This window comes from Bradyrhizobium sp. WYCCWR15520 (assembly GCF_056174665.1).
The window spans coordinates 88,996-114,717 of sequence record NZ_JBWBWM010000005.1 but is presented as its reverse complement, the minus strand read 5'-3'; the positions used below and the strand labels follow the sequence as shown (position 1 = coordinate 114,717).

The 25,722-nt window shown below is 64.1% G+C and carries 24 protein-coding genes; 12 read left to right on the top strand and 12 right to left on the bottom strand.

Features of this window, described 5'->3' with window-relative positions; translation table 11 throughout:
- Positions 1-25: 25 nt before the first annotated feature.
- From AC0QUY_RS07300 to AC0QUY_RS07285, 4 genes are read left to right on the top strand one after another with little or no spacing between them, the layout of a single operon-like run.
- The gene (locus AC0QUY_RS07300; protein WP_475386324.1) at positions 26-1,111 is read left to right on the top strand and encodes an alpha/beta hydrolase; all 1,086 of its coding nucleotides are present in this window, start codon (positions 26-28) and stop codon (positions 1,109-1,111) included.
- Positions 1,112-1,154: 43 nt separating this feature from the next.
- Positions 1,155-2,126, top strand: coding sequence for a Bug family tripartite tricarboxylate transporter substrate binding protein (locus AC0QUY_RS07295; RefSeq protein WP_475386323.1), 972 nt, complete (start codon positions 1,155-1,157; stop codon positions 2,124-2,126).
- A 16-nt stretch (positions 2,127-2,142) separates the two neighbouring features.
- Complete coding sequence (locus AC0QUY_RS07290) at positions 2,143-2,904, top strand: SDR family NAD(P)-dependent oxidoreductase (RefSeq protein WP_475386322.1); 762 nt, start codon at positions 2,143-2,145, stop codon at positions 2,902-2,904.
- Positions 2,905-2,934: 30 nt separating this feature from the next.
- The gene (locus AC0QUY_RS07285) at positions 2,935-4,353 is read left to right on the top strand and encodes an aldehyde dehydrogenase family protein (RefSeq protein ID WP_475386321.1); all 1,419 of its coding nucleotides are present in this window, start codon (positions 2,935-2,937) and stop codon (positions 4,351-4,353) included.
- Positions 4,354-4,355: 2 nt separating this feature from the next.
- Here the strand turns inward: AC0QUY_RS07285 and AC0QUY_RS07280 are convergent, their stop codons facing one another.
- The gene (locus AC0QUY_RS07280; protein WP_475386320.1) at positions 4,356-5,285 is read right to left on the bottom strand and encodes a GlxA family transcriptional regulator; all 930 of its coding nucleotides are present in this window, start codon (positions 5,283-5,285) and stop codon (positions 4,356-4,358) included.
- A gap of 115 nt (positions 5,286-5,400) precedes the next feature.
- On the opposite strand from AC0QUY_RS07280, the gene AC0QUY_RS07275 reads away from it, so the two are divergent.
- Positions 5,401-6,240, top strand: coding sequence for a dienelactone hydrolase family protein (locus AC0QUY_RS07275; protein WP_475386319.1), 840 nt, complete (start codon positions 5,401-5,403; stop codon positions 6,238-6,240).
- Here the strand turns inward: AC0QUY_RS07275 and AC0QUY_RS07270 are convergent.
- The 8 genes from AC0QUY_RS07270 to AC0QUY_RS07235 all read right to left on the bottom strand — a co-directional run bounded on the left by AC0QUY_RS07270 (position 6,235) and on the right by AC0QUY_RS07235 (position 15,410).
- Positions 6,235-7,251, bottom strand: coding sequence for a hypothetical protein (locus tag AC0QUY_RS07270; RefSeq protein WP_475386318.1), 1,017 nt, complete (start codon positions 7,249-7,251; stop codon positions 6,235-6,237). The genes AC0QUY_RS07275 and AC0QUY_RS07270 overlap by 6 nt on opposite strands.
- A 372-nt stretch (positions 7,252-7,623) precedes the next feature.
- Complete coding sequence (locus AC0QUY_RS07265; protein WP_475386317.1) at positions 7,624-8,151, bottom strand: MarR family winged helix-turn-helix transcriptional regulator; 528 nt, start codon at positions 8,149-8,151, stop codon at positions 7,624-7,626.
- 10 nt (positions 8,152-8,161) lie between these two features.
- On the bottom strand, positions 8,162-8,896 hold the full coding sequence (locus AC0QUY_RS07260; RefSeq protein ID WP_475386316.1) for an SDR family NAD(P)-dependent oxidoreductase: 735 nt from the start codon (positions 8,894-8,896) through the stop codon (positions 8,162-8,164).
- 6 nt (positions 8,897-8,902) lie between these two features.
- Complete coding sequence (locus AC0QUY_RS07255; protein WP_475386315.1) at positions 8,903-9,415, bottom strand: aromatic-ring-hydroxylating dioxygenase subunit beta; 513 nt, start codon at positions 9,413-9,415, stop codon at positions 8,903-8,905.
- Between the two features lies 1 nt (position 9,416).
- Positions 9,417-10,730, bottom strand: coding sequence for an aromatic ring-hydroxylating dioxygenase subunit alpha (locus AC0QUY_RS07250; protein ID WP_161851991.1), 1,314 nt, complete (start codon positions 10,728-10,730; stop codon positions 9,417-9,419).
- An 11-nt stretch (positions 10,731-10,741) separates the two neighbouring features.
- Positions 10,742-11,704, bottom strand: coding sequence for a PDR/VanB family oxidoreductase (locus AC0QUY_RS07245; RefSeq protein WP_475386314.1), 963 nt, complete (start codon positions 11,702-11,704; stop codon positions 10,742-10,744).
- Positions 11,705-11,706: 2 nt separating this feature from the next.
- Positions 11,707-13,251: an indolepyruvate oxidoreductase subunit beta family protein gene (locus tag AC0QUY_RS07240; RefSeq protein WP_475386313.1), complete on the bottom strand. Its 1,545-nt coding sequence runs from the start codon at positions 13,249-13,251 to the stop codon at positions 11,707-11,709.
- A complete protein-coding gene (locus AC0QUY_RS07235) occupies positions 13,248-15,410 on the bottom strand; it encodes a thiamine pyrophosphate-dependent enzyme (protein ID WP_475386312.1) in 2,163 nt (720 codons plus the stop codon). The genes AC0QUY_RS07240 and AC0QUY_RS07235 overlap by 4 nt, the downstream gene beginning before the upstream one ends.
- 280 nt (positions 15,411-15,690) lie before the next feature.
- On the opposite strand from AC0QUY_RS07235, the gene AC0QUY_RS07230 reads away from it, so the two are divergent.
- Genes AC0QUY_RS07230 through AC0QUY_RS07200 form a run of 7 tightly spaced genes read left to right on the top strand, consistent with a single transcriptional unit; the run spans position 15,691 to position 22,166 of the window.
- Positions 15,691-16,866 carry an acyl-CoA dehydrogenase family protein gene (locus tag AC0QUY_RS07230; RefSeq protein WP_475386311.1) on the top strand — a complete coding sequence of 392 codons (1,176 nt, stop codon included), beginning with the start codon at positions 15,691-15,693 and terminating at the stop codon, positions 16,864-16,866.
- A gap of 41 nt (positions 16,867-16,907) precedes the next feature.
- Positions 16,908-17,303 carry a RidA family protein gene (locus tag AC0QUY_RS07225; RefSeq protein WP_161851996.1) on the top strand — a complete coding sequence of 132 codons (396 nt, stop codon included), beginning with the start codon at positions 16,908-16,910 and terminating at the stop codon, positions 17,301-17,303.
- Positions 17,304-17,353: 50 nt separating this feature from the next.
- Complete coding sequence (locus tag AC0QUY_RS07220; RefSeq protein ID WP_475386310.1) at positions 17,354-18,481, top strand: cupin domain-containing protein; 1,128 nt, start codon at positions 17,354-17,356, stop codon at positions 18,479-18,481.
- 10 nt (positions 18,482-18,491) lie between these two features.
- Entirely contained in the window at positions 18,492-19,403 is a 912-nt protein-coding gene (locus AC0QUY_RS07215) for a fumarylacetoacetate hydrolase family protein (RefSeq protein ID WP_475386309.1), read from the top strand.
- Between the two features lie 9 nt (positions 19,404-19,412).
- A complete protein-coding gene (locus AC0QUY_RS07210) occupies positions 19,413-20,060 on the top strand; it encodes a flavin reductase family protein (RefSeq protein ID WP_475386308.1) in 648 nt (215 codons plus the stop codon).
- Positions 20,061-20,100: 40 nt separating this feature from the next.
- A complete protein-coding gene (locus tag AC0QUY_RS07205; protein ID WP_475386307.1) occupies positions 20,101-21,192 on the top strand; it encodes an NAD/NADP octopine/nopaline dehydrogenase family protein in 1,092 nt (363 codons plus the stop codon).
- The gene (locus tag AC0QUY_RS07200; protein WP_475386306.1) at positions 21,189-22,166 is read left to right on the top strand and encodes a 3-hydroxybutyryl-CoA dehydrogenase; all 978 of its coding nucleotides are present in this window, start codon (positions 21,189-21,191) and stop codon (positions 22,164-22,166) included. Before AC0QUY_RS07205 ends, AC0QUY_RS07200 begins: the two co-directional genes overlap by 4 nt.
- Positions 22,167-22,178: 12 nt before the next feature.
- Here AC0QUY_RS07200 and AC0QUY_RS07195 read toward each other — a convergent pair whose 3' ends face one another.
- Genes AC0QUY_RS07195 through AC0QUY_RS07185 form a run of 3 tightly spaced genes read right to left on the bottom strand, consistent with a single transcriptional unit; the run spans position 22,179 to position 25,698 of the window.
- Complete coding sequence (locus tag AC0QUY_RS07195) at positions 22,179-22,883, bottom strand: ABC transporter ATP-binding protein (protein WP_475386454.1); 705 nt, start codon at positions 22,881-22,883, stop codon at positions 22,179-22,181.
- A gap of 5 nt (positions 22,884-22,888) precedes the next feature.
- Positions 22,889-24,658, bottom strand: coding sequence for a branched-chain amino acid ABC transporter ATP-binding protein/permease (locus AC0QUY_RS07190; RefSeq protein ID WP_475386305.1), 1,770 nt, complete (start codon positions 24,656-24,658; stop codon positions 22,889-22,891).
- On the bottom strand, positions 24,655-25,698 hold the full coding sequence (locus AC0QUY_RS07185) for a branched-chain amino acid ABC transporter permease (RefSeq protein WP_161852003.1): 1,044 nt from the start codon (positions 25,696-25,698) through the stop codon (positions 24,655-24,657). Before AC0QUY_RS07185 ends, AC0QUY_RS07190 begins: the two co-directional genes overlap by 4 nt.
- Between the last annotated feature and the right edge of the window lie 24 nt (positions 25,699-25,722).

Sequence of the window (25,722 nt, the reverse complement as noted above, 5' to 3'; positions counted from 1 at the left end):
CGCGCGCCAAGGGGAGGAGGCCATCATGGGTCGGGGAGATCGCGACGGCGCCGCACCGATGGTCCGCATCATGTCGCGGATCATGGCATCGGGGGGCGCATTACTGTTCGCTGCAGCAAGCCATACGGCCGTCGCCGAGGAGAACCGAAAGCCACCGATCGTCCTGGAATCGATCGGCGCGTATGAAGTGGGCGGCAAGGTCATCACAAAACCCGGTGATCCCAGCCAGACGCTCTCCTGCGACCATGGCTACGTCGAATACTTCATCCCGGCGAAACGGCGCAGCGTCGGCCTGATCATGTGGCATAGCTCCAGCACCAAGGTGTGGGAGAACCGATGGGACGGCGGCGAGGGTTACAAGAGCATATTCCTGCGCAGGGGGTATCCCGTTTACCTCTGGGACGGCCCGCGCGTCGGTCGCGCGAACTGGAGCTGCGAGCCGATCACCTACACGCCGGATTACTTCGATCAACGCAACTTTGCCGCCTGGCGCTTTGGCGTGAACTATCTCAGCTGGCATCCGGGCCTGCAGTTTCCGACGGCAGACAAGGAAGCCTGGAACCAGGCGACGCGGGCGCGTTACGACGAGTTCGACACGCTCGAGAATGCCTTGTTGCAGGCGGAGGCCGGCGGCCAGGCCATCGACAAGATCGGTCCCGTCGTCGCGCTCACCAATTCCGCGGGTGGCTGGCGCGCACTGCTGTCGGCGCTCAAGGCCAGGAGCGACAACATGAAGGGTATCGTCGCCTATGAAACCCCGGGCTTCGTCTTTCCGGAAGGTGAGGGGCCCGAGCCGAAGCCGGATGCGCCGTTCGGTCCCAATTCCGTGCCGCTGGCCGAATTCAAGAAGCTGACGAAGTTTCCGATCCAGATGGTGTTCGGCGACTACACCGATACGCGCCCTATCTGGGCGACGTCGATCAAGGTGGCGCGGACCTTCTGCGATATCGTCAATCGCCATGGCGGGGACTGCGAGGTTCTGCTGCTCCCCGATGCGGGCCTGCGCGGCAACACGCATATCGCCTTTGCCGATCTCAATAACGAAGCCGTCGCGGACGAACTGTCCAAATGGCTGGGCCGCAAGGGCCTCGACAGGTTTGCCGGAGAATAAGTGCTTGCGTGAACGCGACACGAGCACACAGCTTGGAGGAAACATGCGCCTGCTAGCTTTCGGCCTTCTCGGCCTTGCACTTGCCATTGCGCCATCTCACCGCGCCGTCGCGCAGGAATGGCCGAACCGTCCGGTCACCATGATCGTCCCGTTCCCGGCCGGTGCCGCTGTCGATACGCTGGCACGCGCCGTTGCGCACGCGCTGAGCGAGGATTTCGGCAAGCAGTTCATCGTCGACAATCGCGCCGGAGCTGGCGGCAATCTCGGTGGGACCGCGGTCGCCAAGGCGACTGCCGACGGCTACACATGGCTGTTCGGCACGCCGGCGCCGATCGCGCTCAACAAGCTGATGTACAAGGGGCTGGCTTACGACTCCGAGCGGGATTTCATGCCGGTCATCCTCGTCGCCAAATCTCCGATGATGATCACGGCGACATCAGGCTTTCCGGCGAAGACGCTCCCCGAGCTGATCGCCTATGCCAGGCAGAATCCCGGCAAGGTCAATGTCGGCCATCCCGGCAACGGCACTCTCGGACACATTACCTCGGCGTTGATCCAGCAGTTTGCCGGCGTGGAGATGGCGCATGTGCCGTATCGCGGCTCGGCGCCGCTGATCACGGACCTGCTGTCGGGACAGGTCGACGTCGCCATGGATTTCATGCCGACCTATCTGCCGCTGGTGGCCGATCGCAAGATCCGTGCGCTTGCGGTGACGACGAGCCAGCGCGTGGCGCAATTGCCCGATGTGCCGACCGTGCAGGAAGCGGGATTCAAGAACTTCGAGGCGACCGCATGGTACGCAATCGTGGCTCCGACCGGCACGCCGCCCGACATTGTGGGAAAGGTGAACAAGGCGGTGAACGCCTTCCTCAGGAGCGACAAGGGCAAGGCAATCCTCGAACAAAACTCGCTGCAAGGCGTCGGAGGTTCGTCGGAAGACCTTAAGGCGTTTATCGACGGCGAACGCGACAAATGGCGTCCCGTAATCGAGACGGCAAAGATCGCGATGCAGTGAAACGAGATCGCTGCACATGACGGGCATTGAAATTCCTGCGCTGTCGATTCCGAGGGTAGCGCTCGTCACCGGCGGCAATAGTGGTATCGGAAGGGCCACCGCGGCGCGCCTTGCTGCCATGGGGTCTGCTGTCGTGGTCGGCTACAACAGTCGCCGCGCGCAGGCCGAAGAAGTGATCGGTGGGCTGCAAGGCGAGGGGCATCTCGCCATGCGCATCGCGATCGACGATCCGGTTTCCATCGCGGAGGCCGCGGCAGCCGTGGACAAGCGGTACGGATGGCTCGACGTGCTGGTCAATTGCGGCGGCGCCACGACACCAGTACCTGCCAATGATCTCCAGGGACTAACGGACGAGATCTTCGACAAGACCGTTGCGCTCAACCTGCGCGGTCCGTTCGCGATGGTTCGCGCCTTCCGCCCCATGCTGGAGCGCGGCAGCGAAGCCGTCATCGTGAACATTTCGTCCATCGCGGCGCGAACAGGGCTGGGGAGCAGCCTGGCTTATCTCGCCGCAAAGGCGGGCGTCGACGCGCTCACGATCGCGCTGGCAAAGGTGTTGGCGCCGCGCATCCGCGTGTTCTCCGTCTCGCCGGCCGGCGTGGATACGGATTTTGTCGCCGGCCGTACCCGCGAACAGTTGCAGAAGACCGCCGAGAGATTGCCGCTGGCCCACATCACCACGCCAGACGATGTCGCAAGGGCCGTGATTGCCTGCATAGTCAACCTGACCAGTTCGACGGGAATTGTGCTGCCGGTGGATGAGGGCAGGCACCTTTAGCACGCAGAATAGCGTCACGGAAAAGGAACGATGGAAAAACTGAAATTCTACATCGACGGCGCCTGGGTCGATCCGGCTGCACCATCGACGCTGGGAATAGTCAACCCTGCAACGGAGGAGATCTTCGCGCGGATCAGCCTGGGCTCGCCGCAGGATGTGGATCGGGCCGTCAAGGCAGCGCGCCGCGCGTTCGCGGCCTATTCGGTAACAAGCGTCGAAGAGCGCCTGTCCTGGCTTCAGAAAATCATCGCAGGCTTCAGAGCGCGGCTGCCGGAACTGGCGCGGATGATGACGCTCGAAATGGGCGCGCCCATCACGTTTGCGACCGAACGCCAGGCGACCGTCGCGCTGTTTCATTTCGAGGAAGCGGCGCGCGTACTTGCGCAATACAAGTTTGAGGAGCGGATGGGGAACGGCATCGTCCGCCGCGAGCCGATCGGTGTCTGCGGGCTGATCACGCCCTGGAACTGGCCGCTGAATCAGGTTGCATCCAAAGCTGCACCGGCGCTTGCGACCGGCTGCACCGTCGTGCTGAAACCCAGCGAGATCGCGCCGCTCAGTGCAATGTTGTTCGCCGAGATCGTCGACGCCGCCGGTGTCCCGGCGGGCGTCTTCAACCTCGTCAACGGCGATGGGCCCACGGTGGGCGAGGCGATCGCCGCCCACCCGGGGATCGACATGGTGTCTTTCACCGGATCGACGACGGCTGGCGTCAGGGTGGCCAAGCTTGCGGCGGATACGGTCAAGCGCGTCGCGCAAGAGCTGGGCGGCAAGTCCGCCAACATCATTCTGGCTGACGCCGACCTGAAAGCCGCCGTGATGCAAGGCGTTCACGCCTGTTACACGAATGCCGGCCAGAACTGCCAGTCACCCACGCGCATGCTAATCCCGCGTGGGCAGCGGGATGCGGCGTTCGCGGCGGCGCGTGAAGCGGTTGATGCGATTCGTCTGGGAGACCCGCTCGACCCCGCGTCCACCATGGGACCATTGGTGAGCCGGGCGCAGTTTCAAAAAGTTCAGGATCTGATCCAGTCAGGTGTGGACGAGGGGGCGACGCTGGTGGCCGGCGGAACCGGGCGGCCCGCCGAAGTCAACCGCGGATACTTTGTTCGCCCGACCGTCTTCGGCGATGTGACGCCGCAGATGAAGATTGCGCGGGAGGAGATCTTCGGCCCGGTGCTGTCGATCATGAGCTATGACAGCGAGGACGAGGCGATTGAAATCGCCAATGACACGCCGTTCGGATTGGCGGGCTTTGTGCAGTCCAAGGACGTGGCCCGCGCCCGCACCGTCGCCAATCGCATCCGCGTCGGGCGTGTTTACCTCAACGGTGCTCCCTTCGACCGCAGCCTGCCGTTCGGCGGCTACAAGCAGTCGGGCAACGGTCGCGAGTTCGGGGTCTTCGGGTTTGAAGAATATCTCGAGGTGAAGGCCATCCTCGGCCACTAGGGTCAGGCGACGGGCCGGAAATGTCCGGGCGGATGTTTGGTGTCGCGCCGGATCAGCCGGCGCAGCGTGGAGGGCTCCGCATATCCGACCCTCCGCGCGATCTCCTCGACCGGCAGCCGCGTGGTCTCCAGCAAGAATCGCGCGGTCTCCAGCCTGATCCGCTGGATGAATTGAATCGGTGAAACGCCGCAGGTCGCTGCCATTCGCCGGGCGAATGTCCGCGGCGCCAGCGCGACGGCTGCGGCGAGCTCCTCGATCGCAAAGTCGCGCGCGATGTTGTCGCGCACCCATTGCTCGGCCTTGGCAATTTTGGGGTCCTGGCCCGCCAGATAGGTCATCGCCATGAATGGCGCCTGCGAGCGCCGCTCATCCAGCAGGAGAAAGTTGGCGCAGGCTTTGGCAAGGCTGGGCCCGGCGAACCGGCCGACGATGACAAGCATCAGGTCCATCTGCGCCATGGCCGCTCCGGCGGTTGCGATCGGCCAATCGGCGACGACCATCTGCTCCGTCATGAGTTCGACGCGGGGATAGCGCTGCCGGAACAGCGGCGCGAACCACCATGTCGTGGTCGCCCGCCGGCCATCGAGCAAGCCCGTCTCCGCCAGCAGGAATGTGCTGGCACAGGGCGCGGCGAGCATGGCGCCGTTGCTGAACGCGCGGGTGAGCATGTCGCCCGCGCGCCGGCACGCCGGACTCTTCAACTTGCTGACCAGTTCGTCGGCCGACGGCGTGCCGAGACCGGGGACGATGACAAGTTCTATCCCTCGCAGATTGACGTCGCTGCGGCGGGAGCCGCAGCGCACCGTCGTCACCTCGAAAGGCAGAACGCGTTTCGCCCCGCTGATCCGGTTGGCGGTCGCCATGACGTCATGGGTGATGGCCGCGCTTGAAGCCATGCATCCCTCGATCTCGACAATGGCGACCTTGGTCATGTCAAAAAATGCCTGATAAATGTCATTTATGACACTAGCCCGCCGGCCGTGAAAGCGCAACGATACGCTCGAAAACATCCTCCTGTGAGTACTGATCGATCAAGGAATTGCGCCGATGCCGACCCGGTCCATGAAGCAGGACGATCCGCTCGAGGATTTCACGCGCCGCGACATCACGCTCGATGACGTCACCAAGGTCGTCTACGTCGCTGGCGCAGGGCCTGCCGTCATCGTGATGACGGAGATGCCAGGCATCAGCCCACATGTCGCGCGGTTTGCGCGCTGGGTTCGCGCCGCCGGCTTCACCGTCTACATGCCCTCGCTGTTCGGCCGCGACGGCGCCGTTCCAGGCGCGGAGGAGGGCGCCGCGGTTTTTCAGCGCGCCTGTGTGAGCGCCGAGTTTCGCGCCTTGGCCTCCAACCAATCCAGTCCGGTGACGAAGTGGCTGCGATCGTTGGCGCGGTTTGCGCATGGCGAGCGCGGCGGACCCGGCGTCGGCGCCATCGGGATGTGTTTTACGGGAAACTTCGCGCTGACCATGATGCTCGAACCGTCGATGCTGGCGCCGGTGCTCTCGCAGCCGTCACTGCCGCTGAACGATCCGGCCGGCATTGAAATCGCGCCTGACGAAGTCAGGGCGGTGCGCGAGCGGCTCGAACGGGAGGATCTGACTGTCATGGCCTATCGCTTCGAAGGCGACAAGTTCTGCACGGCGCAACGCTTCGCGGCCTATGCAGACGCGCTTGGCGACCGCTTCATCGGCCGGGTGCTTCCGGACAGTGCCGCGAATACCGATCTCGCGCCGTTTTTCGCGCGCCACGTGACGACGCCGCATAGCGTCGTCACCGCGCACCTGATCGACGAGGCCGGCCAGCCGACCATCGCGGCGCGCGACGAGATCCTGGCGTTCTTCAGGCACAGGCTGGCGCCGCTGCGAGGAGGGCGCAGCTCATAGCGCCCCAAGCGCGCGTCGCGACGGCGCAATCGGCAGCCATTCCGGGATGCGGCGCTTGGCGAGCCAATACGGCCGCCAAAGCGAAAGCCAGGTCATGCGATCGAGCGGCGCGGTGTCCCAGCCACGCCGCACTATGTTGATCTGCGATAGGTCATGCATATGAAGCCACTGGCGCGCCACCCACCATAGCTCGCGCGATGCCTTTTTATTTCCGGCAACTTCGAGCTCGACGATGCTTGGCAGCGGATCACGAAAGCGGCAGCCAACGCTCAGGGTGGCGACGCGTTCGCCATTTCGCCGTATGCTCCACAATCGCGAGCGATTGTACGCCAGATGGTAGCCATAGGTGCGAAGGCAATTCCGCATGGCGTCCGCCTCTTCAGTGATAGCGGAGATCGAGTTCAAAGGAAGGAAATCGTAGCCAGTCACGCGACCGCCATGGAGCCACATGTCGTTGATCGGCTGAGGGCCGAGGTTCACATGCAAATCGATCGTCGTTCGCCAGTCGTCGGCAGCTTGAAGGGCGGCACCCATGCGCATGCCCGGCGTCCACCGCTTCCCGATCAAACCGTGGGCGAACGTTGTCGGTTGGCCGGAGAACCACGCCCAGAGGCTGATGAGCCGCAACCGCGCGGGGTTTACCCGGCGTGGCTCGCGGACAAGCTCGCGCGCGATCCACACCGCTGCCGGCTCATGCGCGAGCTCGACGACATCGGCAACGACCTGCAGCCAGGTCGGCGCGAGCCTGGGTGAGTGCGGCAAGTGGTTCGCGATCTGCCGGCGAAACAGTTCGCCGTCGGGCAGCCGCGCGATCGGACGCGCGAACGCCTCGGGAGGCAGCCTTCGTAGCCACAGCGGCAGCTCAGCGGCCGCGGCCGCTTCGGCGAGACCGACACCATCGAGCACGCGCGCAAGCGCAGGCGCTGGATCGAACCCGGGTCGTGGGACGGCCAGTGCGAAGAGAAGCGCGGGAAAGCTCGCGGCGAGGTCGGCAATGCGCGAGTGCCGCATCGCCAGTGTACGCACCGCGCCCTGAAAGCGCGGATGATAGCGCCGAAGTCGACGTTCCAGCAGATCGGAACGCCCGGCCCCTCGGCGAGGGGCCAGCATGGGAGTCGTAGTCATGACAAAGATTCCGCAAGCGCGGACCAGGGGTCTACGGCAGATTGGGTTTCAGTTGAAGATCTTAAGATCTCGTCCGGGATCGTATCCCGGAGTACGCGCTAAGTATCGCGCGTCGAACCCGGGAAGCGTGCTGTGGCAAGCATAGTCGCCTCCAGTAATGCAGTTGCGGTGCAGCCCTGTAGCTTAGTTTTTGTCATCGTGCAACCCGGGACTGCTTGCCGTCCCAGCGTCGGCGCAGCGTCGCGGTTTGGAATCGGCTCAAGTGTGCTTGTCCAGCCGACGCTTCAGCAGGGTCAAATGTTGCAGTAGGTCCGATTGCGCGACGGGTGACAGCTCGCCGATCAGGGCAATCACCCATTCCTCGTGCCTGCGCGCCATCCGGCCGAATTCCTTGGCGCCTTCCTGAGACAGGCGCAAACGGAAGGTGCGACGGTCCTCGGAATCGACCTCGCGATGGATAAGGCCGTCGGCTTCCAGCTTCTGCACCAGCGCGGTGATGGCGCCGTTCGAGACCATCAGCAGCTCGGAGACCTCGGACATGGTAGCGCCGTCAGGCTTGCGCGTAAGCTGCGCCAGCAGGTCGAAGCGGGCCAGCGTGGTGTTGAACTCCTTGCGCAGCCGCGCGTTCAGCGCCTTCTCGATCCGGGTGGCGCAGGAGAGCAGCCGCAGCCAGATGCGCAATTCCAGATGCGCGCCGTCGGATTCGTGCGCCGGCTCGACCGGCCGCAATGCTTGCCCGCGCGTGCCCTTCGTGGATCTGGCCTTTCGCTTGACTGTGGCGTCCATGGTTGTGATCTCAGATGGAAATCGATCCAATGCTGGCTCCGCCGCAGACATACAGCGTCTGTCCGGTGATGAAGTCGGCATCGGGTGAGCTGAAGAATGTAACCGCGCGGGCGACGTCGCTCGATTTGCCGAGGCGGCCAAGCGGGATCGACTGCGCCAGCTTTTTGGCGCGTTCGGATTCCGGCGACATCACGCTCTCGAACATCTCGGTATCGCCGATCGGGCCGGGCGCGACGACATTGACGGTGATTCCAAAGGGGGCGAGCTCCAGTGCCCAGGTTCGCGCCATGCCGATGATGCCGGCCTTGGTGGCCGAATAGACCGTGCGTGTGGTGGCGCCGAGTGCGGCGCGGGAAGACAACAGCACGATGCGGCCGAAGCGGGCCTGCTTCATGTTCGGCAGCGCCGCTTGCGCCAGCGCGATTCCCGCGCCGAAGTGGAGCTGCGCCAGGGCGCCGACGTCTTCGTCGTCGACTTCTTCCAGCGGCTTGGCGCGGATTGCGCCGGCATTGTGCACGACGTGGGTGATGGCAAATTTCGCGGCGATTTCCCCTGCCGCCTGGCGCGTCGCCGCCGCATCGAGCAGATCGACCTCGTGCGAAGAAAGTTTTGGATGGCTCCAGTCGGGCTTGCGCCGCGACAGCGAGATCACGTCATAGCCCTCGGCGAGAAGATCGCGCGCGATCGCAGCGCCAATTCCGGTATTGCCGCCGCTGACGATCGCCGTGTGGTGGAGAGCACCCATCTTGCCTCACATGAAGAGCTGGATGTTGCCGAAGGCAGCATCGCAATTGATCAGGTCGACACGCTTCAGCTTGATCTTCAACTTGCCGTCCTCGACGCTGAGATGATGCGTCGCCCAGGCCGCATAGAGCGTCTGCTCGTCCAGGCGGGTCTCGATGTAATGCATCGGGGTCCAGGTGACGTAGCTGTTGGCGCTGGCGTCGCGCGAATCCACCTGCGGCGTCTGCAGCACGTGATGGCAGCGGCTCTTCGGTTTCTGGCTGAAGGTCCGCGCGCCCTTGAGCCGCTCGACCCGGATCGAGAGCAGCAGTTTGTCCTCGTACATCAGCGAGCAGGTCAGCCGAGGATCGGTCTGATTCCATTCCAGCGGCATCCAGTAGAAGGCGTCGTCAGCGTACATTTCGAGCCATTCGTCGAAACGCTGCTGGTCGATCAACCGCGCTTCGCGGACGACGAAGTCGATCAATTCCTGGTCCGTAGGAATCGCATTCTTGAGGGGAGCTTCAGCGACCATGCTCATGTCACATCCCCATCGTCATGAATTTGGTCCAGGCTCGGAACTGGTGGCGCATCGGCCACTCGCTGGTGCCGTTGACGGCCACGTTGGTCTGCCCGGCTTCGTCGGGGCTGTAGAGGCGCTGGAGGTTGACCCACTCGTTGCCGTTCGAATGCAGGCCTTCCTGCGCGCGTTCATACATTTCGAGGTCGTCATGGCCGACGATGGAGGTCGGCGCATTGATGAGCCGGTTGTACATCAGCGTGCGCTCCAGCAGCATATCGGGCGCATCGACGAGCTGGAAGGTCCAGGACTCCACCAGCGTTTTGTTGGCCGCGATCGGCTTGAAGTGCCGTAACAGCTGGATCGGACCCTTGATCATGATGTTGGGGAAATAGACGGTGTTGTGCCGGTTCTCGCCGAGGATCGCCTTGGCGCGCTCCTCGCCATAGGCCGCCGTCATCTTCTCGAAATAGCCGGGGATCGCCGAATAGTCGGAATGGATCGAGTGATGCACGCCGGTGTGGCCGTGGCCATTGTCCCAGATCCGGATGCCCATGTTCTCGAAGAACTCGTACGGGCTCATAAAGGGGGCGATGATCTCGACTGCCATCGGCTTCTTGGTGCCGGGCGGCGCCTTCTTCCAGACCTCGACCACGGTCCCGGCCGAAGATTCGTGTGCCACCATCGGATGGCAGGTGTCGGTCTGGTTCTCGACCAGCATCTTCCAATTGCAATTGTGCATGTAGCGCAGCACGCCGCCGGCGACCTTGAGCTGGCCGACCGGCGAACGGTCGATCATGTTGTCGAAGCTAGACAGGCTTTCGCCAAAGAATTCCTCGAAGTCGAGGCCGCCGTCGTTGATCTTGGCGAACACGAAACCGCGATAGTTGCGGACATGGCGCACCGGCGTCATTCCGGTCGCGGCATGGCTCTGCTCGAAGCCGGTGTTCTCGTAGCCCTTCTTCAGGGGAATCGCGAGCAGCGAGCCGTCGGTCTTGAAGCTCCATGCATGATAGGGACAGCGGAAGAATTTTCCGGTGTTGCCGCAGGTCTCGGAGGTGATGCGCGTGCCCTTGTGCGGGCAGCGGTTGTGCAGAACCTTCACCGTTCCGTCGGTGTGGCGGACCAGCAGGATCGGCTGCGTGCCGATCGTGGTGCCGTAATAGTCACCGGGATTGGGGACCTGGCTGTCGTGGCCGACATAGACCCAGCTATTCGGGAACATGTGCTCCATCTCGAGCTGGAACACTTCCTCGCTGACATAGACGTCGCGGTGAACCTCCTGGTCGCGGACCAGGGCGCGGAGTGCCGCGGCGTTGCCGGCATATCGGGTCATGCGTTCCTCCTTCACAGGTCGAGCACGAGTTTCTTGGTCTTCGCGCGCGAAATACATATCTGCATCACCTTGTTCGACGCCTTCTCGCTGTCGCTCAGGATGTAGTCGCGATGATCGGGGACGCCCTCGATCACCGTGGTCTGGCAGATCCCGCAATCGCCGCGCTTGCAGTCATGCATCGGGTCTTCGCCGGCCTCGAGCAGCACGTCGAGGATGGTCTTGCCGGCCGGAATTTCGTAGACGCGTCCGCTGCTCTTGAGTTCGACCTCGAAACTGGCATCGCCGGATTTTTCTTCCGGTGCGCTGAAGATTTCAAAGTGCAACCGCCCCTGCGGCCAGTTCATCCGTTTCGCCAGCGCGATGGCGGCTTCGATCATCGGCAGCGGCCCGCAGAGATAGAGCGACACCTCGGGCGCAAGCCTGTTCATCAGGCCTTCGAGATCGAAGAGGCCGCCGGCCTCCTCGTCGGCATGGATGGTCGCGCTGGCACCAGCCAGCCGCTCGACCTCGCCGAGAAAGGCCAGTTCGCTACGGCTGCGTCCGGCGTAATAGAACGAGAACGGCCGCTTTGCTGCATTCAATTCGCAGGCCATGGTGAGCAGCGGCGTCACGCCGATGCCGCCCGCGACGAGCGCGACTTCATCGGCGCCTGCATGAAGCGGAAAATTGTTCGCCGGCGGCGAGATCGTCAGGCGGTCGCCGGTCTTGAGGCCGTGCATGAAGGTGGAGCCGCCTTGGCTCTTGTTTTCCTGCAGCACGGCGATGCGATAGGCGGTCGGGTGTTCGGCCGCGCGCGGCGACATGGTCTCGATCAACGAATAGGAGCGGCGGCCGACATCGGGCAGGTGGATGTCGATATGGGCGCCGGCAGCCCAGCCTGGCATCGGCGCGCCATTGGCGCGCGCCAACACGAACTCGCGAATGCGCGGCGTGAGCGCCTCGGCCTTCGACACCACGACTTCGAATTGATCCATCCTCAGGCGTCCTCAAACAGTGTCTCGACGGTACGCAACGCGCCGTCGAGCTCGGCGCCATCGGCGTCCTTCAGCGCCACCTTGATCAGCCTCTGCACCCATTCGGCGGCGTCGGGCCTGCCGGCCAGACGCTCGGACGCAAGCATGACCTTGTCGAATTTCGATTCGCCGCGGGAATGCGTGTCCGAATAGCCGCCGACGAGACGGCGGGCCTCGCACACGGCGGTTGCAAGCGCGACGTCGCTTGCTGCGAACTTCCTGATACGTTGCGCCCAATCACCGAGATGGCGCATCTCACGGGTATGCCGCAGCGTGCGACGGCGGAACCGCCGCAAGCCCGCCACGCAGTACAGCATCAGGAACGCCGCCGGCGCGGTCGTGCGCAGTCTTCGTCCACGATCGATGAGCCGGGCGAGTCGCTCGCTGCGCTCGACCTTTTCGCCGAGCCGCGGCGGCAATAGCCCCGCCATTTCCTCGATCCTTGGATGGAAGAACTCGGTGATCCCGAGGATCTGGTCATCACCGGCCCGCGCCTCACGGCGCACCCGGTCGAATCGCCCCGCGCGCGTCTTGAGATCCGCCACGCGGATCACGTCGTCATAGGCCATCGCAACGGCGAGATATTTGGCAAAAGCCTGCAGCAGGCCGGTCGCGTCGCGCGGCATCGCTTCCAGGCGATGGAGATATTCGCCGCCATAGGCGACGTCCTGATAATCGACAACGCGCTGCAGGCCGGCCGCGACGATTCCGTGCACCTCTTCCGGCAATTGCCGCGCTCGCGCGACCAGCGCGTCGTAATCGGCGTGACCGATCGGCTCGAGGCGCGGAAAGTGTTTAGCGAGCGGCGGTTTCGCTGCGGGCTTGATCTTCGGATCCTGCTTGAGCGTGGCGACGGCCCGCTCGCGGCCGGCAGTGAAGGCGCGCAGGCTGGCATCGACGCCGACACCGGCGGCCCGGATCGTTTCTTCAAAATCCTCGGTGGCGAAGGGCAGGGCGCCGGAGCCGGCGAGCGCGCCGAACAGTACCGAGGAAACTACGCTGCCGGTGGCGTCAGCGATCTCGGCCATGTCGAAGGCGATGAAGCGATTGGCTGCGACATTCGCCGCCTCGTAGACCTGCGATGCGTCGGCAGTGCCGTCGCCGGGCGCGGTTTTTTCGATCACGGCCAGGGAGCGGTGCGAAGAGCCGATTAGGAGCGTGCGGTCGGGCGAGACCAGCCCGCGCAGGATGGCGCGGCCGGCTTCCATCAATTCGGCGCCGATCACGATGTCGACCTTGCCCGGCGCCGGCATCAGCGACAGCACGGGGTGACGGTCGGGTTTGCTGGCGTCGGGCGCGATCATCTCGATGTAGTAGATCGTGGCGCCGGTGCGCTGAGCGACGCCGGGCACCGAGGTTGATTGCGCGAACCAGCCGCGCCGCTCGGCCAGCGCCACGATCCAGTCGACCAGCACGCCGCCGCCCTGGCCGCCCATCGCGAGCACCGCAACGGTGATGGGCCGTGCCTGACTGAGCGCGACCGAGGAGGGGGCTACGGAGACGTTCATACCGCCTCCTGTTGGAACATGATCCGCCGTCCGGCCCGCCAGCGCTGCAGCGCGCCGATCACACCCCGCCAGATGCGGTCGAGCCGCGCTTCGAATGCGGACGGATTGGAAACGATGTCGGCGCGGTAGAAGGAAGGACACAGCACGGCGGCGTCGGCGACCTCGCCGCAATGCCCGCAGCCCACGCAGGTATTGTCGACCGCCGCGACCGGATTGTCCTTTAACGGGTCGGTCGTCGGCTTCACCGACAGCGACGGGCAACCGGACAGGCGGATGCAGGCGTGATCGCCGGAGCAGACATCTTCATCGACGCCGAAGCGCTCGCGCACGATGCGCTCACCGCGTTTGGCGGCAGCAGCGACCAGCGGTTTCACGCGCCGCTGCTTGTTCAGCATGCACTCCGAGGAGGCGACGATGACCTTCGGCCCCTTTTCCTCCGTCGTCAGTGCCTCGCGCAGGGTGTCGCGCATGCGCGACACGTCGTAGGTGCGGTCGATCTGGCGCACCCATTTGGCGCCGACGCCCTTCACCGCCTCGACGATCGGATGCTTGGTCGAGCGCGAACGGTTGTCGGCGCGGGAGGAGGGGATGTCCTGGCCGCCGGTCGCGGCAGAATAATAATTGTCGACCACGACGATCACGCCGTCATGCTGGTTGAACACGGCGTTGCCGACGCCACTGGTCAACCCGTTATGCCAGAAGCCGCCGTCGCCCATCATCGAGATCGAGCGCTTGCCCGCGGGAACGTTGAAGGCGGAGGCCGACGCGGGGCCGAGCCCGTAGCCCATGGTGGTGGCGCCGATATTGAACGGCGGCAGGATCGAGAACAAATGGCAGCCGATATCGGCGGCGATGTGATGCGGGCCGAGTTCCTTTTCCACCAGCTTCATCGCGGAAAAGATCGGCCGCTCCGGGCAGCCGGTGCAAAAACCCGGCGGCCGCGGCGGCACCACATCGGCCAATGCGCGGATCTTGTCGTCGACCTCGACCCGGTCGATGTTCGGTGCGCGCGCGGCATCCGGCAGCGCATCCGCTCGCCAGCGGCGGATGAAGGCGCCGATCGCTTCGCCCATCACCTGCGCGGTGTACTCGCCGGCCATCGGGAACAGGTCCTTGCCGTGCAGCTTGGCCGGAATGTCGGCATTACGCAGGATCTTGTGCAGCGCCTGCTCGATGAATTCGGGCTGGCCCTCCTCGACCATCAGCACCGCCTTCTTGCCGCGGCAGAAGTCGATCACCTCGCGGTCGACGATCGGGTAGGTCACGTTCATCACATAGAGCGGGACGCGCGTCTCGCCCCAGATGTCGGCAAGGCCTGCCTCGCGCAGCGCCGTGATGACGCCGTTATACATGCCGCCCTGCATGATGATGCCGATATCGTCGATATCGCCGTCGAACGTCTCGTTCATGCCGCGTGCATGGATGAATTCGACCGCTGCGGGCCAGCGATGCTCGATCTTCTCCTTCTCGTGCAGGAACGAGGCAGGCGGCAGCACGATGCGGTTGGTGTCGCGCGACGGCTGATCCAGCGCGCGGGAAAGCGGAAAGGCGGGACGGACGTTGTCGCGGGTGGCGAACCGGCCATGGACATGGCAGGCGCGGATCCGCACTTCCAGCATCACAGGCGTATTCGATGCCTCTGACAGCTCGAAGGAATCGTGCACGGCCTTGACGATCGAGGCCACGTTGGGCCGCGGGTCGACCAGCCAGAGTTGCGACTTCATCGCAAACGCGTGCGAACGCTCCTGCATGATGGAGGAGCCTTCGCCGTAATCCTCGCCAATGATGATGAGCGCCCCGCCGGTGACGCCGCCCGAGGATAGATTGGCGAGCGCGTCGGACGCGACGTTGATGCCGACCGGCGCCTTGAAGGTGACCGCGCCGCGGATCGGATACATCACGGACGCGGCCAGCGTCGCCGCTGCCGTCGCTTCGCTCGCGCTGGATTCGAAATGCACGCCGAGGTCGGAGAGGATATCCTGCGCGTCCGACAGCACGTCCATCAGATGCGAGATCGGGGCGCCCTGGTAGCCGGCGACGTAACTGACGCCGCATTCAAGCAAGGCCTTGGTGATGGCGAGGATGCCTTCGCCGCGGAATTCCTGGCCGGCGCCGAGCTTGAGGTCCTCGACCTCGCGCGCAAAAGAGCGTTCTGCCATGCTCGCCTCCAAGGCCTTGCCCGGAACTCTGGGATGACCGAATATAATTTTAGACATCAAACAAAAATGATGTCAATCGGGCCGGCGGGTTCACAGGCCGCAAAAACACCGATCGCGCATTTGTGCGCAGTTTTTAGCCTGTTTCGTAGGCTTCGTGCGCAGGCGCCGGGCTTCCGATGAGCGAGCGGCTCGCTTGACAGGATATTTTAGCCATGAAACATTATTGGGGCGCGCTGCGCTTGGCGGCGTGCGCCAAAAGCGGCCTTTGCGGGAGACTAGTATGACCCCGGTTTCGCCATTACGCGGGCCGTCGCGCGAACATCTCGCGTGGCCGTTCTTCGATTCCCGCCACAGCGAATACGCTGCCGCGCTCGATGCATTTGCTGCCGATCTTGGCGATACGCACGGCCATGACGTGGACGAGACCTGCCGTTCGCTGGTCCGCAGGCTTGGCGCCGCCAGATTGCTGGAGGCCTCGGTTGCGGGCGAGCAACCCAATGCGGTAATCGATTCCAGGCTGATTTGCCTCGCCCGCGAGACGCTGGCCTGGCATAGCGGGCTCGCCGATTTCGCTTTTGCGATGCAGGGGCTTGGCACCGGTGCGGTGGCGATTGCCGGTTCGCCCGAACTGCGCGCGCTGGTGCTGCCGAAGGCGCGGCACGGCGAATGGGTTGCCGCCTTTGCCCTGTCGGAGAAGGAAGCCGGTTCCGACGTTGCCGCCATGGCCTGCAGCGCCCGGCGCGAGGGCGATCACTACATCCTGGATGGCGAGAAGACCTGGATTTCCAACGGCGGCATCGCTGACGTCTATACGCTGTTTGCGCGAACCGGCGAGGCGCCAGGTGCGCGGGGCATTTCAGCCTTTGTAGTGTTGCCGGACGATCCCGGCTTTTCGATCGCCGATCGCATCGATGTGATGGCGCCGCACCCGCTGGCGACGCTGCGTTTTGAGGGCTGCCGGATTCCGGCGAGCCGGCTGTTGGGTTCCCCGGGTGAAGGTTTCAAGATCGCGATGTGCACGCTCGACATCTTCCGGGCATCGGTCGCAGCCGCAGCGTTGGGTTTTGCCCGCCGCGCGCTCGATGAGGCCGTGGTGCATGCCCGGTCACGACGGATGTTCGGCGGCGTGCTGGGCGACCAGCAATTGACGCAAGCCACGCTCGGCGACATGGCCGCCGACGTCGATGCCAGCGCGCTTCTCACTTATCGGGCGGCGTGGCGGCGCGACGTGCAGAAGGCCTCCACGACGCGCGAAGCAGCGATGGCCAAGATGGTTGCGACGGAAGCCGCGCAGGCAGTGATCGACCGCGCCGTACAGATGTTCGGCGGCCGCGGCGTGCGCTCTGGCGAGATCGTCGAGCAGCTCTATCGCGAAATTCGCGCGTTGCGCATCTATGAAGGCGCGACCGAAGTCCAGAAACTCATCATCGGACGCGACGTCCTGAAGGCGATCTAGCCGTACGGCTTTCCAGTCGCGTCCTGCTACGGGAGTTGAGAATGTTCGAAGTCTTGCAGCCGCCCGGTTGGGCCAAGCCGAGCGGTTACGCGAACGGCATCGCCGCGCGGGGCAAGATGATCTTCATTGCCGGCCAAATCGGCTGGAACGAACAATGCAAGTTCGAGTCGGACGATCTGGTGGATCAGATCGGCCAGACCCTGAAGAACGTCGATGCGGTTGTGCGCGCCGGCGGCGCCGCACCCGAGCATATCGTGTCGATGACCTGGTTCCTGCTCGACCGCAAGGAGTATTCAGCGCGCCTGAAGGAAATCGGCGTTGTCTACCGCGGCGTCATGGGCCGTCACTTTCCGACCATGACGGCGCTGCAGGTATCGGGGCTGGTCGAGGATCGCGCCAAGGTCGAGATACAGGCGATTGCGATGATACCCGATTAGATGAATTGACAGGCGATGCCGGAAACGGCGCCAACTCACAGGAGGGCGGCATGGCAACGAAAGCTCGTGAAAACCACCGGGAAGACGTGGCCGGGCGGGCCAATGTCGAGGATACCCCTGAACTGCTCGCCTACTATGACGAACTCGAAAGGCTGGAGGCGGGCGCGCTCTGGACGGTGGCGAACAAGATCGAGCCCTGGCAACCAAAATCATCCTCCGTTCCGGTCTTGTGGCGTTATGAAGATCTTCGCGCGCATGTGCTGCGCTCCGTCGAACTGGTATCACCGGAGAAGGCCGGGCGGCGCGTCATCTATCTGAACAATCCCGGCCGGCGCGAGCACGCCGCCGCGGTCGGCTGGCTCTATTCCGGGCTGCAGGTGATGCATCCGGGCGAGGTCGCATCTGCCCACGCTCATTCGGCCTCCGCGCTGCGCTTCATCATGGAAGGCGAGGGCGCCTACACCATCGTCGACGGTCACAAGATGACGCTCGGCGCCAACGATTTCGTGCTGACGCCGAATGGCACCTGGCACGAGCACGGCGTCTCCAGCGACGGCACGCCCTGCATCTGGCAGGACGGCCTCGACATTCCCCTGGTCAACACGCTCGAAGCCAATTTCTACGTGGTTCATCCCGATCTGCAGCAGAGCGTCGGCTATCCCGTCGACGATATGACGCACACCTGGGGCAGCCCCGGCCTGCGGCCGGCCGGCGCCGAGTGGTCCAAGGGATATTCGCCGCTGCTGAAATATGAGTGGGGTCCGACCTACGAGGCGCTGCAGCGCTACGGCAAGGCCACCGATGGCTCGCCATACGACGGCGTTCTCATGAACTATGTGAATCCCGTTACCGGCGGTCCGGTGATGCAGACCATCGGCGCGTCGATGCAGATGCTGCGGCCGGGCGAGAGCACGTGCGCGCATCGTCACACCGGCAGTTTCATCTATCAGGTCGCAAAGGGAAGCGGTCACTCCATCATCGACGGCAAGCGCTTCGACTGGAAGGAGCGCGACATCTTCTGTGTTCCGTCCTGGGCCTGGCATGAGCATGTGAACGGCTCGGCCAGCGAGGATGCCTGCCTCTTCACCTTCAACGACCTGCCGGTCATGCAGGCGCTTGGCCTCTATCGCGAGGAAGCGTTCGGCGACAATGGCGGCCGCCAGCCGCTCGTAGCCTAGGAGAGCAGCAGTGCGTCTTGTTACTTATCGCAGCATCGTTGAAGCCGCCGCGCGTCTTGGCGCTGTCGTTGGTGATCTCGTTTTGGACGTCGAGAAGGCCGGGCAGCATGCCGGGTTTGCGCTTCCTTCGTCGATGCTCGATTTCATCGATCTCGGGCCGGCCGCACCGGCCGCGCTCAAAAAGGTACTGAACGAAGGCAAGAATAACTGGCCCGTCGGCGCCGCCTTGCCGCTCGCGAACGTCAGGCTGCTGGCGCCGATACCGCGTCCGCGCAAGAACATTTTTGGCATCGGTCTGAACTATGTCGAGCACGTCGCGGAATCATCGCGCGCCCTCGATACCGCGAAGGACCTGCCGAAGCAGCCCATCATCTTCTCGAAGCCGCCGACCAGCGTCATCGGGCCGGATGAAGCCATTCATCACAACAAGGCGATCACGCAGCAGCTCGACTGGGAGGTCGAGCTTGCAGTCGTGATGGGGCGAACCGCGCGGAGGGTATCGGAGGCGGACGCACTCGGCTTTGTGTTCGGATACAGTGTGATGATCGACATCAGCGCCCGCGACAATCGCCGCGCCGGTCAATGGATCTATTCCAAAGGGCAAGACACCTACGCGCCGTTCGGGCCGTGCATCGTCACGGCAGACGAAATCACCGATCCGCACGCGCTGGATCTCTGGCTGACGGTGAACGGCGTCGAGAAGCAGCGCTCCAACACGCGCCACATGCTGTTCAAGGTGCCGCTGCTGATCGCCGACATTTCGGCCGCGATGACGCTGGAGCCGGGAGACATCATCGCGACGGGCACGCCCGAAGGCGTCGGCGCGGGGCGCTCTCCGCAGGAATGGCTGTGGCCGGGCGATGTGGTGGAAGCCGAAGTGACCGGCATCGGCCGGCTGCGTCATCCCGTGGTGGCGATCTGAGAGGCCGACATGATCTTCGACATGGAGACGCTGGAAGCGCAGAACCGCTACAAGATCCTGACGGCCACGGTGACGCCGCGGCCGATCGCCTGGATCACCACGCTCTCCGCGAGCGGCGTGATCAACGCTGCGCCTTTCAGCTTCTTCAACGTGATGGGACATGAACCGCCCACCATCGCGATCGGGCTTCTGGCGGGCTCCGAACGCTTCAAGGACACGGCGGCAAATATCCTCGACACCGGGGAATTCGTCGTGAACCTCGTCGCCGAAAGCAATGCCGAGGCCATGAACATCACCTGCATCGATGCGCCGCCGGACATCGACGAGCTGAAGCTCGCCGGTTTGACGCCGGCCGCCTCACAGGCGGTGCGCCCGCCGCGTATCGCGGAATCGCCGGTGTCGTTCGAATGCCGCGTCCTCACGTCGCTGGTGACAGGGCCGCGGCAGACCGCCGTCATCGGCCGCGTGCTCCGTGCCCATGTCGACGATGCCGTGATCCTGGACAAGGAACGCTGCCACATCGATACGCAGGCGCTGCACCTGATCGCCCGTATGCATGGCAGCGGCTGGTATGCGCGCTCCACCGACCTGTTCCAGATCGATCGGCCGACCTGGGCAGCGTGGCAGGACAAGAACGCCAAGGCGGAACCTGCGTGACAGGGTTTCCGATGCGTAGGTCGACGAAGCGGAGGACATCTTGAAGATCGCAGTGTTGGGTGGAGGAAACGGTTCGTTCGCGGCCGCCGGGGACTTCGCTTTGGCCGGTCACGAAGTCCGGCTGTGGCGTCGAGATTCGAAAGACGTCGAGGCGCATCGGGCGCAGGGCGGCACGATAACGGTCATCGACCGGTCTGGCCGCAGAGAAGTCCGTCTCGCGGCGATCACGTGTTCGATCGCGGAAGCCATCGAAGCCGCCGACCTCATCCTGTGTCCGGCGCCTGCGTTCGCCCAAGAATCTATTGCCAAACTGGCCGCGCCGCATTTGCGCGACGGCCAAGTCGTGTTTCTGCCGCCTGGGACGTTCGGTTCCTACATCTTCGCCCGCGCCACGAAAGACGCGGGCAACCGCGCGGCAATCGTAACCGCGGAGACCGGGACGTTGCCGTGGCTGGCGCGCAAGCAGGGTCCTTATACCGTCCGCATTTCCGGCAGGGGCGCACGGCTGCCGACCGGGGTATTTCCGCTGCGCCTCGCCCCGCATGCGCTCGATGTGATCGAACGCGCGTTTCCGAACGCCATCGAGCCATGCGGCGATGCGCTTTCGGGGGCGCTGATGAATGCCGGTCCGATCATCCATCCGCCGCTGATCACGATGAATGCCGGCCCGATCGAACATTTCGACAAGTGGGACATCCATAAGGAAGGTACCCAACCGGCGATCCGCCGCGTAACGGACGCGCTCGATGCCGAACGCATCGCCATCCGCGAGGCGCTTGGTTACAGAGCGCCGCATTTTCCGTTGGCCAACCATTACTCGAAGGATGGCGAACCCTGGATGTATGCGCGCGACGCGCACGACCAGCTCACGGATTCCGGCGACTGGTCCGAACGCCTCATCCTCGTCGAGCATCGCTACATGCTGGAGGATTTGCGTCTCGGCTTGTCGTTCCTCGCTTCTGTAGCCGGTCTCGTTGGTGTGCAAACCCCGCTCGTGAAGGCGTTCCTCGCGATCGGTTCCGCCATCACGGGACAGGATTTCGCGGTGACGGGCCGCAGCCTGTCATCACTCGGCCTCGGCGATCTCGACCAGACCGCATTGCAGACCCTTCTGACTGAGGGCTTCAGATGAAACCGGTCATCGGATGTCTCGGCGCCGGACGGATGGGACGCGGCATTGCCGTCGTATTCGCGTTCGCCGGCCACAAAGTCGTCGTTATCGACTTCAAGGAACGGGAGGCGTCGGCATTTGACGCACTGGCGGCCGAAGCCAGGGCTGAGATTCGCTCGACGCTGGAGATCCTCTCACGCATCGATCTGCTTCCGGCCGAGCTCGTGCCGACAATTGCCGAGCGCATTACGATCGTGCCTCGGCAGGAGGCGGGTGCAGCACTGCCGAGCTGCGATGTCATCTTCGAAGGAATGCCGGAAATTCTCGCGCTGAAGCAGGCGGCGCTAGTCGAGGCCTCGCGGTTGGCGGGCGAGCGCCCGATCATCGCTTCGACCACGTCGACAATATTGGTCGACGATCTCTCCGGATCGATCGAGCATCCCGGCCGTTTCCTCAATGCGCACTGGCTCAATCCTGCCTATCTCGTGCCGCTGATCGAATTGTCTCCCGGACGGCTCACCGCGCCGGAAGTTACGACGCGGATGAAGGCGCTGCTCGAAGACATCGGCAAGGTGCCGGTCGTCTGCGCGGCGCGGCCGGGCTTCATCGTGCCGCGAATCCAGTCGCTGGCGATGAACGAAGCGGCCCGCATGGTGGAGGAGGGCGTCGCCTCGGCGGAGGATATCGACAAGGCCGTCATCTACGGTTTCGGATTCCGCTTCGCGGTACTGGGCCTGCTTGAGTTCATCGACTGGGGCGGCGGCGATATCCTGCATCATGCCAGCCGTTATCTGGTCGAGGCGCTCGGCGACAGCCGTTACGCCGCACCTGACATCATCGCGACGAATATGCGCGATGGGCGGATCGGCATGAAGACCGGGCAGGGCTTCATGAACTATGAAGGCGTCGACTTGGCCGCCTACCGCGAGCAGCGCCTCGCGGCCTTTGCGTCGGCGTTGCGGGCCATGGGTTTGGCGCGCGAACCGGTCGCTTGATGCGCCGTCGCTTCAGTGACCGCCGAGATAGGCCGCGATCAGTTTTGGGTCGTGGATCAGCGTGTCCGCCGGGCCGGACTGGATGATCTCGCCGGTTTCCAGCACATAGCCGTAGTCCGCGGTCTCCAGCGCTGCGCGGGCGTTCTGCTCGACCAGGAGCACCGAGACGCCGAGGCTTCGCAGCGAGGCGATGGTGCGGAAGATTTCGCGGACGATCAGCGGCGCCAGCCCGAGGCTGGGTTCGTCGAGCACGAGCAGTTTCGGCTTCGCCATCAGCGCGCGGCCGAGCGCCAGCATCTGCCGCTCGCCGCCCGACAAGGTGCCGGCGGCCTGCTTGCTGCGCTCCTTCAGCCGCGGGAAGCGGTCGAACACGTCGTCGAGGCTTTTGCGCGTCGCGGAGCGGTCGCGCAGGCTGTAGGTGCCGAGCAGCAGATTGTCGGCCACCGACATGTCGGCAAACAGCTCGCGCTTTTCCGGCACGAGACAAAGGCCGCGCTCGACGCGGCCTTCGACGTCGATCTTCGCAAGATCGGCGCCCTGAAACACCATTCGCCCGGTGGACTTCAGTAGCCCGATCGCCGCCATCAGCAGGGTGGTTTTGCCGGCGCCGTTCGGGCCGATCACGGTCACGATCTGCCCTTGCTCGACGGACAGCGAGACGTTTCGCACCGCCTCTACCTTGCCGTAGGCGACCGACACATTCTCGATCGAGAACATCTGTGTCACGCGACACCTCCGAGATAGGCTTCCTGGACCCGGGCATCGCTGCGGATCGCCGCCGGTTCGCCTTCGCAGAGCTTTGAGCCGAAATCGAGTACGACGATGCGATCGACCAGCGACATGACGAATTCCATGTCGTGCTCGACCAAGAGGATGGTCAGGTGATCCGCGCGCAGCGACCGCAACAGCTCCGCAAGCTTCAGCTTCTCCTGGCGACGAAGGCCGGCGGCCGGCTCGTCGAGCACGAGCAGCGTCGGATCAGCGGCAAGCGCGCGGGCGATCTCGAGCACGCGCTGATTGCCGAGCGGCAGATTGCCGGCGAGCTCGAATGGTTTGTCGCCGAGCCCGACCCGTTCGAGCTGCTGCAGCGCTTCGTAGCGGGCGCTGGCCTCTTCCGCCTGGTTCAGGCGTAAGGCGCCGGCGAGCAGGCCGGTTTTGGTCCGCGAATAGGTGCCGAGCAGCACGTTGTCGAGCAGCGTCATGCGTGGGCGCAACTTGACGTGCTGGAAGGTGCGGGAGATGCCGGCGCGGGCGATGTGGAATTGCTGGTCGTGGGTGATCGAACGGCCTGCGAACGCGATCTCGCCGCTATTCGCGCGCAGCGCGCCGGTGAGCAGGTTGAACATCGTGGTCTTGCCGGCGCCATTAGGCCCGATCAGCCCGAGGATCTCGCCGGATTTCACTTCGAAGCTCACATTGTTGACGGCGACGAGACCGCCAAATCGGCGCTGCGCTTCGCGCACTTTAAGAAGGAGCGTGCCCGGCGCCGGTTTGTCACGGAGCGGCAACGGATCAGCCACCTGCGGGCGGGACTGCTTGAGGTCAGGCAGAAAGCCTGCGAGGAACGGGACGATGCCCTGCCGGGCACGTTGCAGGAACAGGATGAACAGCGCCGAGAAAGCCACGATCTCGAGCTGGCCGGAGGCGCCCTTGGCGATCAGCGGCAGATAGTCCTGCACGGTGTTCTTCAGCAGCGTGACGATCGCGGCGCCAACCACGCCGCCCAGAATGCTGCCGGCGCCGCCGACCATCGCCATCATCAGATATTCGATACCCATGCCGGCTTCGAACGGTCCGGGGCTGACGAAACGGCCGAGATGGGCGTAGAGCCATCCAGACAGCGAGCCAAGGAACGCAGCGATGACGAATGTCACAAGCTTGATCTGGAAGGCGCTGATCCCGAGGCTTTCGACCAGCGTATTGCCGCCGCGGAGCGCGCGCATCGCGCGGCCGATGCGGGAGTCGAGCAGGTTGTAGCAGACGAAAAGGACCGCCACGACGATCGCCCAGATCAGGAAATAGATCTGCCGGCTCTCGACGAGGGCGACCGGGCCGATCGAGATCGGCGGAATGCCCGAAATGCCGTTGTGTTGGCCGAGGCCATCGATGTTGCCGAACAGGAATGCGATTGCCAATCCCCAGGCGACCGTGCTCAGCGACAGGAAGTGGCCGCCCAGGCGCAGCGTCACGAAGCCCAGGATCGCCGCGATGCTGCAAGTAAGAACGACGGCCAGCACCAGTCCGAGCCATGGCGAATAGCCGTTCACCGCTGTGACCCAGGCGGTTGAGTAAGCTGCGACGCCGACAAAGGCGGCCTGGCCGAACGACACAATGCCGCCAACGCCGGTCAGCAGCGCCAGTCCGATTGCCGCAAGCGCGTAGATGCCGATGTAGTTCAGCAGGGTGATGCTGAACGGATTGAGCACGAAGGGCGCCGCCACGAGGCAGGCGATCGCCGCGGCAATGATGAGACGGATCTGCTGCAGTGTCATTCCTCGACTTCCTCTTCGGAATGCTGCGAGGCGAGCGAGCGCCAGAGCAGGATGGGGATCAGCAGCGAGAAGACGATGACGTCCTTTAACGTACTGCTCTGGAATGAGGCGAAACTCTCGATAATGCCGACGCCAAATGCGCCGAGCGCCGCGCCTGGATAACTGGCCATGCCGCCGACGATGGCGCCGACAAAGGCTTTCAGGCCGAGCAGGAAGCCGGAATCGTAGAAGATGGTGTTCACCGGCGCGATCAGGATGCCGGAGACGCCGGCCATCAATGATCCCAGCAAATAGGCGATGGTTCCGGCACGCGCAGGCCTGATACCCATCAGTCGGGCGCCGGTCCGGTTCAGGGCGGTGGCGCGCAGCGCCTTGCCGATCAGCGTGAAGTCGAAGAACAGAAACAGCAGGCCGCTGAACACTAGCGCGGCAGTGAGGATCAGCACCGTCTGTCCGGAAACGTGCACGCCGGCGATCTCGATCGCCATCGACGTCAGCGGCTCGGTCCTGACGCCTTCGGGGCCGAAGAACAGCAGGCCAAGTCCGACCAGCGCGAAATGCAGTGCGACCGAGACCGTCAGCAGCAACAGAACCGAGGCGTCCGCGATCGGGCGAAACACGATCCGGTCCAGGAGCGGCGAGATCGGCATGATCAAAAGCAGCGCCAGCACGATCCGGACCGGCATCGGGGGATTGAAGCGCATCGTCAGCCAGACGATGCCGACGACGATCAGCGGCAACACGAGATAGCCGAGCACGGCCTTCGGCACGGAGCGAAGCTCGCCGGCACGCGCCAGCGAGACGACCTCCATGACGCAGGCCATGCACGCCAGCACGACAACCAGGCCGACCGTGCCGGGAAGCTGCTTGGCATCGAGCGCCGCCAGCGTCAGTGCCGTGAAGGCGGCAATGTCGCCGAACGGAATGAAAATCACCCGCGTCACGGTGAAGATCAGCACGGTGCCGATCGCAACCAGGGCGTAGACCGCCCCGGTCGCAATTCCATCGATCGCAAGGATCGCTGCGATGTCTGCCGTCATGCCGTCGGCCGTCCTTCCGTGTTA